The sequence below is a fragment of the Cedecea sp. B1(4) genome (assembly GCF_059414925.1).
On the sequence record NZ_JCAHMZ010000007.1, the window covers coordinates 38069 to 52298 of the forward strand.

Annotated in this window: 15 protein-coding genes; 1 reads left to right on the forward strand and 14 read right to left on the reverse strand. The window is 54.4% G+C overall.

Features of this window, described 5'->3' with window-relative positions; all coding sequences use genetic code 11:
* Positions 1 to 29 precede the first annotated feature (29 nt).
* From ACR6JA_RS15530 to ACR6JA_RS15595, 14 genes are all read right to left on the reverse strand, one after another.
* Entirely contained in the window at positions 30 to 386 is a 357-nt protein-coding gene (locus ACR6JA_RS15530) for a PRD domain-containing protein (protein WP_494494243.1), read from the reverse strand.
* 14 nt (positions 387 to 400) lie between these two features.
* Positions 401 to 1306, reverse strand: coding sequence for a GntR family transcriptional regulator YhfZ (yhfZ, locus tag ACR6JA_RS15535; protein WP_494494114.1), 906 nt, complete (start codon positions 1304 to 1306; stop codon positions 401 to 403).
* 136 nt (positions 1307 to 1442) lie between these two features.
* Positions 1443 to 2447 (reverse strand): tryptophan--tRNA ligase, encoded by a 1005-nt coding sequence (gene trpS, locus ACR6JA_RS15540; protein ID WP_008457824.1) that lies wholly within the window; start codon positions 2445 to 2447, stop codon positions 1443 to 1445.
* Entirely contained in the window at positions 2440 to 3153 is a 714-nt protein-coding gene (locus ACR6JA_RS15545) for a phosphoglycolate phosphatase (protein WP_494494115.1), read from the reverse strand. The genes trpS and ACR6JA_RS15545 overlap by 8 nt, the downstream gene beginning before the upstream one ends.
* On the reverse strand, positions 3146 to 3823 hold the full coding sequence (gene rpe, locus ACR6JA_RS15550) for a ribulose-phosphate 3-epimerase (protein WP_039288419.1): 678 nt from the start codon (positions 3821 to 3823) through the stop codon (positions 3146 to 3148). The genes ACR6JA_RS15545 and rpe overlap by 8 nt, the downstream gene beginning before the upstream one ends.
* A gap of 46 nt (positions 3824 to 3869) precedes the next feature.
* Positions 3870 to 4694 (reverse strand): adenine-specific DNA-methyltransferase, encoded by an 825-nt coding sequence (gene dam, locus ACR6JA_RS15555; RefSeq protein ID WP_213713854.1) that lies wholly within the window; start codon positions 4692 to 4694, stop codon positions 3870 to 3872.
* A 63-nt stretch (positions 4695 to 4757) separates the two neighbouring features.
* Positions 4758 to 6035 carry a cell division protein DamX gene (gene damX, locus ACR6JA_RS15560; protein ID WP_494494116.1) on the reverse strand — a complete coding sequence of 426 codons (1278 nt, stop codon included), beginning with the start codon at positions 6033 to 6035 and terminating at the stop codon, positions 4758 to 4760.
* 74 nt (positions 6036 to 6109) lie between these two features.
* The gene (gene aroB, locus ACR6JA_RS15565; RefSeq protein ID WP_494494117.1) at positions 6110 to 7198 is read right to left on the reverse strand and encodes a 3-dehydroquinate synthase; all 1089 of its coding nucleotides are present in this window, start codon (positions 7196 to 7198) and stop codon (positions 6110 to 6112) included.
* Between the two features lie 58 nt (positions 7199 to 7256).
* Positions 7257 to 7778: a shikimate kinase AroK gene (gene aroK / locus ACR6JA_RS15570; protein ID WP_008457837.1), complete on the reverse strand. Its 522-nt coding sequence runs from the start codon at positions 7776 to 7778 to the stop codon at positions 7257 to 7259.
* A 319-nt stretch (positions 7779 to 8097) separates the two neighbouring features.
* The gene (pilQ, locus tag ACR6JA_RS15575; RefSeq protein WP_494494118.1) at positions 8098 to 9345 is read right to left on the reverse strand and encodes a type IV pilus secretin PilQ; all 1248 of its coding nucleotides are present in this window, start codon (positions 9343 to 9345) and stop codon (positions 8098 to 8100) included.
* On the reverse strand, positions 9284 to 9676 hold the full coding sequence (locus tag ACR6JA_RS15580) for a HofP DNA utilization family protein (protein WP_494494119.1): 393 nt from the start codon (positions 9674 to 9676) through the stop codon (positions 9284 to 9286). The genes pilQ and ACR6JA_RS15580 overlap by 62 nt, the downstream gene beginning before the upstream one ends.
* A complete protein-coding gene (locus ACR6JA_RS15585) occupies positions 9663 to 10133 on the reverse strand; it encodes a HofO family protein (RefSeq protein WP_494494120.1) in 471 nt (156 codons plus the stop codon). The genes ACR6JA_RS15580 and ACR6JA_RS15585 overlap by 14 nt, the downstream gene beginning before the upstream one ends.
* Complete coding sequence (locus ACR6JA_RS15590; RefSeq protein ID WP_213713835.1) at positions 10123 to 10671, reverse strand: PilN domain-containing protein; 549 nt, start codon at positions 10669 to 10671, stop codon at positions 10123 to 10125. Before ACR6JA_RS15590 ends, ACR6JA_RS15585 begins: the two co-directional genes overlap by 11 nt.
* Positions 10671 to 11486, reverse strand: coding sequence for a type IV pilus biogenesis protein PilM (locus ACR6JA_RS15595; protein WP_213713833.1), 816 nt, complete (start codon positions 11484 to 11486; stop codon positions 10671 to 10673). The genes ACR6JA_RS15590 and ACR6JA_RS15595 overlap by 1 nt, the downstream gene beginning before the upstream one ends.
* A gap of 139 nt (positions 11487 to 11625) precedes the next feature.
* On the opposite strand from ACR6JA_RS15595, the gene mrcA reads away from it, so the two are divergent.
* Positions 11626 to 14178, forward strand: a complete 2553-nt coding sequence (gene mrcA, locus ACR6JA_RS15600; protein WP_213713831.1) for a peptidoglycan glycosyltransferase/peptidoglycan DD-transpeptidase MrcA — start codon at positions 11626 to 11628, stop codon at positions 14176 to 14178.
* The last annotated feature ends 52 nt before the right edge of the window (positions 14179 to 14230 follow it).

Sequence of the window (14230 nt, forward strand, 5' to 3'; positions counted from 1 at the left end):
GCTAAGAAAAAACGTTGCAAATAAATCCGTTAGCTCTTATGAGTCAGCCACAGGCTGAACAGGTTAGCCAGCAGATACCCTTCTTCGTTCGGATGCAGCTGCACGTTGAACGGCGCCAGCAATGCGTGGTGGGCCTGCTCAACATCACCAAAGACACTGTCGGTTTTAATCTCCGCCAGCAGCTCTTCATCCAGTGGGTTTACCTCTTCCCCACGGCGGCTGCGCATCAGCGCGTTAGCCATGTGGGTGATGGCCATTGCCCCCTGATCGTTCTGCAGCGGAATAGCCCAGTGGGTCTCCAGCTGCGTCACAACCACTTTCATGCCATCACAAATATCCCGGTCGATGACACCTGCCTCACAGAGCAGATTGAGCCGGTCTTCCATACTGATTACCTCTGTCAATAGCTTGGTTCCTGTTCACCGCTCAGCACGCTTTGCTGATGGGCCAGCAGGGCATTCTTATCCACCACCGTTCTCAGCAATTGCTGAATAGGGATATCTTCACTTCGCGTAAGCACCACCGCTTCCGATGCCGTCAGGAAGCAGTTGTCCCCACTTAACGGGAGGGCGGTCAGCCCCAGTGCCGTCAAATCGGCTTCGTTGCTAACGTTCCAAATCACTGCATCCACGCTGCCTTTCGCGATTCTGTGCAAGCACTCGTGGTACGACACATCAAGCAATTCCACATCCTGCCCGGAGAAATAAACATCCGTCATGATTCGCTGATCCGCCGAACGAGGATCAATCCCAATACGGCGGATGCTCTCCTGCTGCCCGGCGCGGCAAATCAGCTTGTGCTCGCCCACGTAAGTTTGCGGCCCCAGCGCCAGCGCGATAAAAAGATCCGGGTTGCTGAGGTAGCTGTCCGCTGCCAGCCTGGACACGACGGCCAGGTCATAAACACCATTCAGCAGACATTCCACGCGAACATCCGACCCACGCATATGGGCATAATAAAATGGGATCCCGTCAAACTGCGCCTTCAGACCGCTGGCAAGCCCTTCATAAAGCCGGGTGTACGGCAGCGGCATAGCACACACTACATTGCCGATGTCCGCGAACGCCAATAGGGCTTTGTTATCCATGCTCAGCAGGTAGCTGCCGTTGCGGCCACGGCGCTCAACGCTCACGGCCCCGGCCTTCTCCAGCGTCTTCAAAGCGGCCTGCGTCAGGCCAACGGAAAAGCCGCATTCACCGGCTAATTCATCTATGGTTTTCAGCCTGTTACCACATTTCTCACCCAGTAAATAACGGGCCAGGCTGGACTGGGCAACGCCCTCTTTTTTAATAAAGCTGCGGCTCATCGGTTATCTTCAATTTATTGAATGAATATATCTTCATAAAATTGAATATAGATGGCAAAGGGGAAAATGACAAAAGGAGAATGCAGTCACAAAAAAGAAATAACCCGCCAGGGGGCGGGTTATTCATAGGGAAAGATTATGGATGCGCGACGAAACCGATCGCTTCGTAGACCTTTTTCAGCGTCTCACCGGCGCGGGCGCGGGCTTTTTCAGCACCCTCTTTCATGACCTGCTGCAGGAAAGCTTCGTCGTTACGGTAACGGTGATAGCGCTCCTGAAGCTCGGTCAGCATGCCGGACACGGCTTCCGCCACTTCTCCCTTCAGATGACCATACATCTTGCCTTCAAAGCTGGCTTCCAGCTCAGGAATCGCTTTGCCGGTGACGCCGGAAAGAATGTCCAGCAGGTTAGAAACGCCCGCCTTCTCTTTCACGTCGTAGCGCACCACAGGCGGCTCTTCGGAGTCGGTTACCGCACGCTTGATCTTCTTGACCACGGATTTCGGATCTTCCAGCAGGCCGATGACGTTATTACGGTTATCGTCTGACTTGGACATCTTTTTGGTCGGCTCCAGCAGGGACATCACGCGAGCACCGGACTTAGGAATAAATGGCTCAGGCACTTTGAAGATGTCGCCGTACAGCGCGTTGAAGCGGCTGGCCACGTCGCGGCTCAGCTCCAGATGCTGTTTCTGGTCTTCACCCACCGGGACCTGGTTGGTCTGATACAGCAGAATGTCTGCGGCCATCAGCACCGGGTAGTCAAACAGGCCGGCGTTGATGTTTTCTTCATAGCGGGCAGATTTGTCCTTGAACTGCGTCATGCGGCTCAGCTCGCCGAAATAGGTGTAGCAGTTCAGCACCCAGCCCAGCTGCGCGTGTTCCGGCACGTGGGACTGAACAAAGATGGTACTTTTTTTCGGGTCAATGCCACAGGCCAGATACAGCGCCAGAGTGTCCAGCGTCGCTTTGCGCAGCGCGGTCGGGTCCTGACGAACGGTGATCGCATGCTGGTCAACGATGCAGTAAATGCAATGGTAATCATCCTGCATGTTTACCCACTGACGCAGCGCACCCATGTAGTTACCGATAGTTAATTCGCCTGACGGCTGGGCGCCGCTAAATACGATGGGCTTACTCATGTTCTGCTTCCTGATTTGCTAAAGGTGGTAGCCCGAAAGCGGGCAATAAGTCTTCGAAACGATCGAACACAACGTCCGGGTTGCTAAGCACAATCGCTTCGCCATAGTTATAGCCCCAGGTCAGGCCGACGCTTGGGCAGCCGGCCGCCTGTGCAGCCTGAATGTCATTACGGGAATCGCCGACAAAAAGCAGCTCATCCGCCGCCAGTCCCAGGGTTTCCATGACTTTGTGCAGCGCTTCCGGGTGTGGCTTTTTCTCTTTCACATCGTCCCCACCTATGATGGTCTGGAAATAATGGGCAATGCCCAGATCTTCCAGCAGCGGCGTGACAAAAGGCGTGGGTTTGTTGGTGACAACGGCGAGCGGCAGGCCTTTTTCTTTCAGCGCAGCAAGCGTTGCAGCTACGCCCGGGAACAAGAAGCTCCCCTCTTCCACCGTTTCCGCATAGTAGCGATCGAACAGTTTGCGCGCCATATTCAACTGGGCGAGGTCGGGTTCTTTATCTTTCAGCGACCACTTAAGCGCCCGCTGCATCATGATATCTGCGCCGTTGCCGATCCAGGTGACAACGCGATCTTCACCGGCCACAGGCAGTTCAAGCGCATAAAGCGCCAGATCAACGGCCTGACTCAGGCCAAGCGCCGTGTCGATGAGCGTGCCGTCGAGATCGAAGGCAACACCCCGAATTTTTTGAAACTTATCCATGACTTACCTTAGCCAGTTCAGAACGCATGCGGTCAACCACCGCTTTATAATCAGGCTGGCCGAAAATAGCAGAACCTGCAACGAACATATCCGCACCCGCAGCGGCGATTTCCGCGATATTGTCGGCTTTGACGCCGCCATCCACTTCAAGGCGAATATCATAGCCGGAGGCATCAATACGTTCGCGAACCTGGCGCAGTTTTTCCAGCGTGTGTGGAATAAACGACTGGCCGCCAAAACCAGGGTTGACGGACATCAGCAAAATGACATCCAGTTTGTCCATGACGTGATCCAGCCAGGAAAGCGAGGTCGCCGGGTTCAGCACCAGGCCCGCTTTACAGCCGTGTTCTTTGATCAGTTGCAGAGAGCGATCGACATGTTCAGAGGCTTCAGGATGGAAGGTAATAATGCTGGCACCAGCCGCGGCGAAATCAGGAATGATGCGGTCAACGGGTTTCACCATCAGGTGAACGTCGATAGGCGCAGTGATACCGTAATCGCGCAGCGCCTTAAGCACCATTGGCCCCATCGTCAGGTTAGGGACGTAGTGGTTGTCCATAACATCAAAATGGACGACGTCACCACCTGCGGCAAGTGCTTTAGCCGTATCCTCGCCCAGTCGGGCGAAGTCGGCAGAGAGGATTGAGGGGGCAATCAAATACTGTTTCATCCGCTTCTCCAGGAGTCATTCATCTTTCGGCGGCGGGCGAAACGGCTCAGGCAACCTTCGCTTTATAAAGGGCCAGAAGTTCGTCCACCTTGTTACGTTTACCACCGTTTCGGCTGATGCTGCGGCGAACCTGCAGCTTATGGAAATCGGTGGCGTTCTGATACCACTGGCGAGTCAGCTCGGTGTCATGATTAGAAATCAGCACCGGAATACTCTGCTCCCGCAGCCTTTCAGCCAGCTCGGCTAAGTGCTGCTGCTGCACCATACTGAAGCTGTCCGTGTGATAAGCGGTAAAGTTGGCGGTGGCGGAAAGCGGCGCATAGGGCGGATCGCAATACACTACGGAACCCGCAGCAACGTCTACCATGCTGACATCATAAGACTGACAGACAAAAGTGGCATTTTTAGCCCGTTCGGCAAAGTTGTACAGTTCCTCTTCAGGGAAGTAAGGTTTGCTGTAGCGGCCAAACGGCACGTTAAATTCACCGCGCAGATTATAACGACACAGGCCGTTGTAACAATGGCGATTGAGGTACAAAAACAACACCGCGCGCCGGAATTTGTCAGTGCATTGGTTAAACTCAGTGCGGCAAGCGTAATAAATAGCTTCCTCATTTTGCGCTTTGGTAAAGAGCAAACGAGACTCCCGCACATACTCATCTGCACGGTTCTTGACAATGTCGTAGAGGTTAATCAGATCGCTATTGATATCGGCGAGGACGTAGCGTGAGTAGTCGGTATTGAGAAATACCGACCCCGCGCCAACAAAAGGCTCAATCAGACAGTCGCCTTCCGGCAGATGCTTTTTTATGTCGTCCAGCAGGGGGAATTTCCCCCCTGCCCATTTCAGAAAAGCGCGATTTTTTTTCATGCTGTCTTACTATTTACACCTTATCCAGCTGTGGAAAGGCTCCGACAGCGACTGCGCTTATTTTCACTTGAGGTCAGACTGCACCTGATGAATAGGTTTTGCCCACGGATTCTTAGCCTGAACGTCTGCCGGCAGGCTTGTCACCGCGCGTTTTGCATCGTCTTTCGTGGCATAAACACCGCTCACCAGCACGAACCAAGGCTGACCGTTACGCTGAGTCTGGTAAACCATATAGTGCTGCAGATTCTCTTTTTTCGCCCACGCATTCAGGTTTGCGGAGTTTGAAGAAGAGCTCAGCTGCAGCGTGTAGTGGCTGCCTGGTGCACTCTTAATAGCGCTCGCATCCCCCGTTACCGTGCCGCCAGTGCTGGCCGCGGCTGCAGCTTGCGGTGCTGCTTTTGGCGCAGTAGATGCTGTCGCTTTCGGTGCCGGGGTTGAAGTAGCTGCGCTGGTTGATGGTGCAGTGACCGGAGCAGAAACCACCGGGGCAGGTTCGCTACGTTTCACCGTTGCCACTGGTTTGCTTTCAGCTTTCACCTGCGGTTTAGGCTCGGCTTTACGCACAGGCTCAATCACCGTTTTCTTGCGCTCAGGACGAGATTCAACGGTGCGTGTTGGCTCCTGGGTACCGGCCAGCTTACGCGGTTCGGTTTTGCTGCCAGCGATTGGCGCGACGGTAGCCGGTTCAGTTGGCAGCGTGGAATTGCTCGCCACGTTGTCAATCTGCCCCTGTTGCTGAGGCTGAGTCAGGGCGTTATTCAGGTTTCCAGGAACCTCAACGCGCTGCTGCCCTTCCGGCTGCGTCTGCGTCTGGGCCTGGGTTGGTGTAGAAGAAATAGGTGGCAGGGAAACATCCTGCGGATTCTGCTGGCCAGCAGCTGGGGTATTCCCTGACTGTGGCTGATCGGCAGGTGCCGCACCGTTCGAACCGGAGAGATCGATGCTCTTCTCCGCACCTGGTTTTTGCTCGGCAGTATCTGGGGTAGATGAAGGTGCTTTCAGGGCTGAACCGATGCCGATGATAAGCAGCAGCAGAACCAGAATCCCAACGCCCATCATGATGTGCTGACGAGAAGCAGGGGCTTTCTGTTTTGCTGCCTTTTTACGACCACGCGCCGGACGAGATTCTGCGGCAAGGCCGTCATCACCTTCGTACTCTTCCTCAACCTCTTCTTCACGCTCACGGCGTGAACGAGAAGGACGACGATCGTCCGCATCAAGATCGACGTCATCAACGTTGATCTGCGGTTCTTTATCGAACTCGTCAGGTTTGCGGGAACGCCCAGGACGACGATCGCTTGGATCGGGTTTCAGCTCGTCTTCTGGTTTAAACTCATCCATTTAACACCCCACTCAAAGGCGTATGCTCATCTCTGCATCACGCCCGAAGTTAAATACTATAAAAATTCTAGTTGTTAAGCCTGCTGGCAATCAGCAATGGCTGATAGAACGACATCGTGCGGTACTCCACCGCGCACTTCACTCTTCCCTATCGCCAGCGGCAGAATCAAACGCAGCTCGCCGGCTAATACTTTTTTGTCACGCATCATGTGGGGCATATACGCGTCAGGGGACATTTCCTGCGGCCCGTTAATCGGTAACCCGGCTCGCACCAACAGCGCAATCACGCGCTGAACGTCTGCCTCACTGAATTGACCCAGGCGCTGAGCGGTACGCGCCGCCATCACCATACCGGCCGCCACGGCTTCGCCATGCAGCCAGTTGCCATAGCCCATTTCAGCTTCAATGGCATGGCCAAACGTATGACCCAGATTCAGTAAAGCACGTAAGCCGCTTTCTCGCTCGTCTGCGGCAACAACTTCGGCTTTCAGCTCACAACAACGACGAATGCAGTACGCCATTGCCTTGCCGTCCAGCTTTAACAATGCGTCGATGTTCTCTTCCAGCCAGTCAAAGAACTCGCCGTCCAGAATGATGCCGTATTTAATGACTTCCGCCAGGCCCGAAGCCAGCTCCCGAGCAGGCAAAGTCGACAGGCAGTCGAGATCCACCACCACCGAAGCGGGCTGGTAGAACGCGCCAATCATGTTTTTGCCGAGGGGATGGTTAACGGCAGTTTTACCGCCAACGGAGGAGTCCACCTGCGAAAGCAGTGTGGTAGGGACCTGGATAAAACGCACCCCGCGCTGATAGCTCGCTGCGGCAAAACCGGTTAAATCGCCCACAACGCCACCGCCTAAAGCAATCAAGGTGGTGTCGCGGCCGTGAGGTTTTTCCAACAGCGCCGTAAAGACGGTATCAAGCACCGCGAGGCTTTTAAACTGCTCGCCATCCGGAAGAATGACGGTATCCACTTTAACGCCTGCCTGTTCCAGAAGACCACGAACCTTGTCCAGATAGAGCGGTGCAAGGGTTTCATTGGTAACCAGCATGGTCTGGTCGCCAGCCTTCAGCGGCCAAAAGGAAGCCGGGTCATTGAATAACCCGGCGGCAATGGTAATAGGGTAACTACGTTCCCCGAGAGTGACTGTCAGCCTCTCCATTACGCGGAGCCCACCTTATTGTTGCTTTGCCCGCAGGCGTTTCTTGATTAAGCCAGAATCAGTTGCTTTCCAGCATATGAATGATCTGGTTTGCGACCACTTTGGCGCTTTGATCATCGGTGCGAATTGTGACATCGGCAATCTCTTCATACAGCGGATTGCGTTCGCCTGCCAGCGCTTCCAGAACTTCACGAGGTGGAGTCTCAACCTGCAGCAGCGGACGTTTTTTATCGCGCTGAGTACGTGCAAGCTGTTTCTCAATCGTGGTTTCAAGGTAAACCACTACGCCACGGGCGGAAAGACGATTGCGGGTTTCACGAGATTTCACAGAACCGCCACCGGTAGCCAGCACGATGCCCTGTTTTTCAGTGAGTTCGTTGATGATTTTTTCTTCGCGATCGCGGAAGCCTTCTTCGCCTTCAACGTCGAATACCCAGCCCACATCAGCTCCGGTACGTTTCTCAATCTCTTGATCAGAATCGAAAAATTCCATATTGAGTTGCTGAGCTAACTGACGCCCAATAGTGCTTTTGCCGGCACCCATAGGCCCAACCAGAAAGATATTGCGTTTCTCTGCCATTTTTTCGGTACTACTAAGACAATTCGTTGATGATAAACCCGCCCGGTAACAACTTGCTGCGGCGGGACATGAACTGAAACCTCATAAGCGTGAGTTCGAGAATCAGACTAAAAATTATCTCAACACTCAAGGGGGTTTGGCAACCGAATAAATCACCTGGCGCCCAGCTTGGGACGAAAACCGTGCGCCAGCTTTACCGGCCGCAGGCTCTCAATACCCAGCCTCCCGAAACGGTACACCTTGTAAGCTAATTCCTCTCTGCCGTCAAACACCTGGGCGCTGTTTAGCAGAAAAACCCGCAGGCGGAAGAGGAAACACGCTAAGGTAATGCAATCAACCTGGGCGTAATGAAGACGACCAATTCCCGACGTTGGTGCTTTTTCCCGTCGTGCCGGAACAATTGGCCGATAAAAGGAATATTTCCCAGTAAAGGAACGCTATTCCTGGTGTGGTTGTTCTGCTGCTGGAAGATTCCGCCTAACGCCAGCGTCTCACCGTCCTTCACCTCGACCTGCGTTTCAATCTCTTGCTTGTCAATGGCGAGTGCTTCCCCATCTGCGTGCTGGATGCTGCGTCCTGGCATATTTTGGCTGATGCGAAGCTGCAGGCGAATAGTTCCGTGGTGACTTATCGTCGGCATGACCTCCATACCCAACACCGCCTCCTTAAATTCCACCGACGTGGCTTCATTTTTGCCATTAGAGACCTGATAGGGAATTTCAGTACCCTGCTTGATGCTGGCAGACTGTTGGTGTGCGACCAGCAAGCGTGGGCTGGCGATGATTTCCAGCTGTTGCTGCTGCTCTAGTGCGCTGAGCTCAAGCTCAAGCATACGGCCGTTGATCCGGCCAATATTAAACCCTACCGTTGTGGTTGCCGCGTTTACGGCTAACTCACTTGAGACAGTTGTGGTTTGGTATAACCCGGATGCCGTCTCACCTACCGGGGCGCTCCACTTCACGCCAAGCTCTCGCAGCTTATCCTGGTTGATGGTGACAATATGCGCGGATAGCTCGACCTGCCCCATCGAAACATCCATATCTTTAATCCAGGCCGCAACACGCTTTTGCGCCTGCTGGCTGTCGCGCACCACCAGCCGGTTTGTGCGTTTATCCACGGTAATGCTGCCCCTGGGCCCAAGCAGTTTTTCTTCATTAGCTTTGATCCCCGCGGCAAGGTCGGCAACGTCAGCATATCGCGGCGTATAAACCGCTTGTACCAGCGGCTGCTCAAGCGCTTTTTGCTTACGAGCGGCCTCCTGCTGAGCGCGTCGTTGCGCCGGATCCTGTTTCTGCTGGATTTGAAGAATATTGCCCGTCTTCGACGAAGTCAGGTTTGCTAATCTGAGTACCTGCTTGAAAGCCTGTTCCCACGACACATCGGCCAAACGTAGCGAGAGATTCCCCGTCACCTCAGGCGCAATCATCACGTTAAAGTTTTGCTGCTCGGCCAGCACCTGCAAAACCTGGACGACAGGCGTTTCATCTAGCGTCAGAGTGACGCGATTATTCGTCCACGCCGTCAGGGGCATCAGCATCAGTACGCCTGCCACGATGTGCCTTATCATTGATTCTTCCCTCTATTTTCCAATGGTAGTAACGCCCTTCGCAGGCGCCGTTGAACGAAACTCTCAGCTGCCGCTCAAGAAGCGTGGTCACCTGCACACCAGGCTCCAGAAACAAACCTTCTTTTACCCTTTGCCAGCGTTTACCTAAGAATTGCATTAAGGCAATACTCTCTGCAGTGCCAGTCGGGTAAAACACGCCGCGTAACTGCCAGCCATCAAGCCGCTTAAGCAGCTCTTCACAGGGTGATACGGGTAAAAGAAAAGGATTACGCGGTGACGACTGCAGAGGCGAGCTGAGCGCGACCAGTAACATCCAACTAGCGGCTTTCATCGATAAACTCCAGAGTGAGCAAAACCCGCACTTTTTCCCCGGCCTCACTTAAGATAAACGCCGGTATCTTCAGGCTTGAATAGCTGGTCAGTTCCTTAAAAAGGGATGGCACGTTGGGCCAGGGAAGCAGCATTTCCAACACAGAATGTCGCGGTTCAGGCTTCCACGTCACCAGTCTCCCGCCAGACCGTTTTATCGCAGCCATGGCAGAAAACGTCTCCAGAGGCACCGCATCAGGCAGCGGCTCTGGTTTCGGCAAAACTGCAATTTTCCGCTGCTGCGAGAGCACGTGCTGCCAGCGCTGCTGGTTGTGCTGTTCCTTCACCTGCAATTCCTGTCGCAGGGGCCAAACCAGCAGCCATAAGCAGGCTAAAGCGGTTAATAACAGACACACCAATAGGCTCAACACCCGATAGGCAACATGCCCGTCAATGAGGCGATCCAGGTTACTGAGCATGTTCGCCATCCGGGGTGTTTAAGGTGAAGGTAAAGACCAGGCCTTTGTGTTTTTCATCGCGCAACTCACCGGGCTTGACCTTAAACGCCCCGGGTAAATCAGCCAGAACTGCTTCAACCTGCTCCAGTTCCCGTGCATCTCCCGCTACGCCAGAGATTGTTGCGCTTTCATTTTGCCAGCTAACACTCTGCAGCCAGCTGTTTTCGGGCAAGCGTGAGGCCAGCATATTCAGCACGTTTTCCCAACGTGAAATGTTGCCTTTCCGCATCACCTCCGCCTGCAATATTGCCCACCGCTGCTGGTTATCTTTCAACTCTGTTAGCTGACGTGATAACAGCGCCTTCAGGGCGGATTCCTGCACCTCATATTGGGTTGTCTGGGCCTGTTGCCAGCGCACTTTCATGGCGAGAAACTGAGTCCAGAGCAGCATCAACCCCATAATGGAAAGCACGCCACATAGTAGAAGGCTGACCCAGCGTTTTAGTCGATGGCGGCGCCTTAACGGCCGCCACGGCAGGAGGTTAATCAGCGGCATCATTAGCGTTCGGCCCCCAAAGCCAGCCCCAATGCGAGCGTGTAAAGCCCACCGTGACGCGGCAATGGCGGCTGCTGGCGGACAAGGGGTTGCCAGGCATTCAGCCTTTCTGCTCCGGCAGGCCAGGAACCCTCAACATCGGCATGACTAAAGGCAATTTCGTCGGCACTGGCCTCCAACTGCTGACAAAGGGCAAGGAAATTTACTGTCTGCCGTTTATCCAGCCAGCCAGAGCGTTCGAGGTTATTGACTGATGCCCACAGCCAGTAGCCCGGCTCTTCATGAACCAGAAAACGACAATGCGCTGGATAGCAATTCTGAGGCAAGGCGCTCAGAATTTTGTCTCCCGGCGTTATCGTCCGGGGAAAGAGATTCATGCTGGCAAAAATGGCCTGCAATGCAGCAATATCCGCCTGTTTCGCCGCCGTCACGGAAAATGACGAATCATCCTCCAGGTAGTCGTAGCAAAGTTGTTCCGAGAGCATTTGCAACTGGCGAGCCGTTGCACCCGAGATATACTTCTCTTGGGCCGATTCCTGTAACCGCTGTGGAGGTCTGGGAACCTGGCGTTGCAAAGCCCTCTGTGAAGGAAACCCAACCCGCAGATGATGACGCACGGGGATTTCTTTACGCCATGCGGCAAGTACCTCGCGCAGTGTGTCCGGTTCGGGTAACATGCCGTCCGCAAGTGTTTGTTTCGGGAAAGGTAAATGCCACCAATGGCGCAACTGCCACCCTTGCCGGTGCCACTGTACGGCTGCGGCACGTACGCCCTCCGCCTGAATATCCAGGCCAATCCGCCAACCAGGAAACATCATGGTTTCGATCTCCTTATCCGGATGATAAACAGCCCTGACCCCGAAACAGTAACGGGTATATCAAAGCTCCTGGCTTGCCTTTATACTACCGCGCGGTTGTTTAGAAACTGCCCAATTGAAACCTGATGGGAAATTTAAGGTGAAGTTCGTAAAGTATTTATTAATCCTTGCAGTCTGTTGCGTTCTGCTGGGAGCTGGCTCGATTTACGGTTTATACAAATACATCGAGCCCCAGCTGCCCGACGTGGCGACATTGAGAGATGTGCGACTGCAGATTCCAATGCAGGTTTACAGCGCTGACGGCGAGCTTATCGCTCAGTACGGCGAAAAACGCCGTATTCCACTGACCCTGAACCAGATCCCCCCGGTGATGGTAAAAGCGTTTATCGCAACAGAAGACAGCCGCTTTTATGAGCACCACGGCGTTGACCCGGTGGGCATCTTCCGTGCTGCAAGCGTAGCGCTGTTCTCAGGCCATGCTTCTCAGGGCGCAAGTACCATTACGCAGCAGTTGGCGCGTAACTTCTTCCTGAGCCCCGAACGCACCCTGATGCGTAAAATTAAGGAAGCGTTTCTTGCGGTTCGCATTGAACAGATGCTGAACAAAGACGAGATCCTTGAGCTCTATCTGAACAAAATCTACCTCGGTTACCGCGCCTATGGCGTTGGCGCTGCCGCTCAGGTTTACTTCGGCAAAACGGTCGATCAGCTGACCCTGAGCGAGATGGCGGTGATTGCCGGGCTGCCTAAAGCGCCGTCAACGTTTAACCCGCTGTACTCCATGGATCGTTCAACGGCACGCCGTAACGTGGTGCTGTCGCGCATGCTGAGCGAAGGTTACATCAGCCAAAGCCAGTACGATGAAGCACGTAGTGAGCCGATTGACGCCAGCTATCACACGCCTGAAATCGCCTTCTCCGCACCATATCTTTCAGAGCTGGTGCGTCAGGACATGGTCGCCCGCTACGGCGACAAAGCCTACGAAGATGGCTACAAGGTTTACACCACGCTGAGCCGTAAAATTCAGCAGGGCGCCCAGGATGCCGTTCGCAACAACGTCATGGCCTACGACATGCGCCATGGCTACCGCGGCCCATCTAATGTGCTGTGGAAAGTGGGGGAAAGCGCCTGGGATAAGAAAAAAATCACCGATTCGCTAAAAAGCCTCCCGGTTTATGGCCCGCTCTTCCCGGCGGTTATCACCCGCGCCGTACCTGATGAAGCAACGGCCATGCTGGCCGACGGCAGCGCTGTTTCACTGAGTATGGAAGGCATGCGCTGGGCGCGTCCGTATCGTTCCGACACCGCGCAAGGCGCTACGCCACGCAAAGTAACGGACGTGGTACAGGCCGGACAGCAGATTTGGGTACGCAAGGTGGACGATGCCTGGTGGCTTAGCCAGGTGCCCGACGTTAACTCGGCGCTGGTTTCACTCAATCCACACGATGGCGCCGTGCTGGCACTGGTCGGCGGTTTTGACTTTAACCAAAGCAAGTTCAACCGTGCGACCCAGGCGCTGCGTCAGGTAGGGTCAAACATCAAACCTTTCCTGTATACCGCAGCAATGGACAAAGGCCTGACGCTGGCAAGCATTCTTAATGACGTGCCTATTTCACGCTGGGATGCCGGGGCGGGCTCCGACTGGCGGCCGAAGAACTCTCCGGCCCAATACGCCGGGCCGATTCGTCTGCGTCAGGGGCTGGGCGAGTCCAAGAACGTGGTGATGGTACGTGCGATGCGGGCGATGGGCGTCGATTATGCCGCAGAATATCTGCAGCGCTTTGGCTTCCCTGCAGCAAATATTGTGCATACCGAATCGCTGGCCCTGGGCTCCGCCTCATTTACGCCAATGCAGGTTGCTCGCGGTTACTCCGTCATGGCCAATGGCGGCTTCCTGGTGGATCCTTACTACATCACCAAAATTATCGACGACACGGGTAATACCGTGTTTGAGACCAAGCCTAAGGTTGCCTGTGCCAGCTGCGATATTCCGGTTATCTATGGCGATACGCCAAAATCAACGGTACTGGAAAACCAGGACGTAGAAGACGTTGCCGTTTCGCAAACGCCACAAAACAGCAGCGTACCGATGCCTCAGTTGGAGCAAGCTAACCGTGGTCTGGTGGCAAAAGCACAGGGCGAGGAGTATGCCCCACACGTGATCAACACGCCGCTATCTTTCCTGATCAAAAGTGCGCTTAACAGCAACATTTATGGTGAGCCGGGCTGGCAGGGAACCGGCTGGCGAGCAGGCCGTGATTTGAAACGTAAGGATATCGGCGGCAAAACCGGGACAACCAACAGTTCGAAAGATGCCTGGTTCTCCGGTTACGGCCCGGGGGTGGTCACGTCAGTCTGGATTGGCTTTGACGACCATCGCCGCGACCTTGGCCGAACCACGGCTTCAGGCGCGATTAAAGATCAGATCTCCGGCTATGAAGGCGGCGCGAAGAGCGCCCAGCCAGCCTGGGATGATTTCATGAAAATCGCGCTGGCGGGTGTGCCAGAAGAGCCGATGACGCCACCACCGGGTATCGTCACCGTCAATATTGATCGCAGTACCGGGCAGTTAGCCAACGGTGGCAACAGTCGTGAAGAGTATTTCATCGAAGGTACGCAGCCCACGCAGCAAGCCGTGCATGAAGTAGGCACGACGCTTATCGATAACGGGGAAGAGCACGAGCTGTTCTAACCCAGCCCGAAATAACAAAGGGCCGCTTAGCGGCCCTTTGTTATTCTTTAGC

Coding starts and splice junctions, on each gene's coding strand:
- ACR6JA_RS15530 (WP_494494243.1), bottom strand. CDS start 386: ATGGAAGACCGGCTCAATCTGCTCTGTGAGGCAGGTGTCATCGACCGG.
- yhfZ (WP_494494114.1), bottom strand. CDS start 1,306: ATGAGCCGCAGCTTTATTAAAAAAGAGGGCGTTGCCCAGTCCAGCCTG.
- trpS (WP_008457824.1), bottom strand. CDS start 2,447: ATGAGTAAGCCCATCGTATTTAGCGGCGCCCAGCCGTCAGGCGAATTA.
- ACR6JA_RS15545 (WP_494494115.1), bottom strand. CDS start 3,153: ATGGATAAGTTTCAAAAAATTCGGGGTGTTGCCTTCGATCTCGACGGC.
- rpe (WP_039288419.1), bottom strand. CDS start 3,823: ATGAAACAGTATTTGATTGCCCCCTCAATCCTCTCTGCCGACTTCGCC.
- dam (WP_213713854.1), bottom strand. CDS start 4,694: ATGAAAAAAAATCGCGCTTTTCTGAAATGGGCAGGGGGGAAATTCCCC.
- damX (WP_494494116.1), bottom strand. CDS start 6,035: ATGGATGAGTTTAAACCAGAAGACGAGCTGAAACCCGATCCAAGCGAT.
- aroB (WP_494494117.1), bottom strand. CDS start 7,198: ATGGAGAGGCTGACAGTCACTCTCGGGGAACGTAGTTACCCTATTACC.
- aroK (WP_008457837.1), bottom strand. CDS start 7,778: ATGGCAGAGAAACGCAATATCTTTCTGGTTGGGCCTATGGGTGCCGGC.
- pilQ (WP_494494118.1), bottom strand. CDS start 9,345: ATGATAAGGCACATCGTGGCAGGCGTACTGATGCTGATGCCCCTGACG.
- ACR6JA_RS15580 (WP_494494119.1), bottom strand. CDS start 9,676: ATGAAAGCCGCTAGTTGGATGTTACTGGTCGCGCTCAGCTCGCCTCTG.
- ACR6JA_RS15585 (WP_494494120.1), bottom strand. CDS start 10,133: ATGCTCAGTAACCTGGATCGCCTCATTGACGGGCATGTTGCCTATCGG.
- ACR6JA_RS15590 (WP_213713835.1), bottom strand. CDS start 10,671: ATGATGCCGCTGATTAACCTCCTGCCGTGGCGGCCGTTAAGGCGCCGC.
- ACR6JA_RS15595 (WP_213713833.1), bottom strand. CDS start 11,486: ATGATGTTTCCTGGTTGGCGGATTGGCCTGGATATTCAGGCGGAGGGC.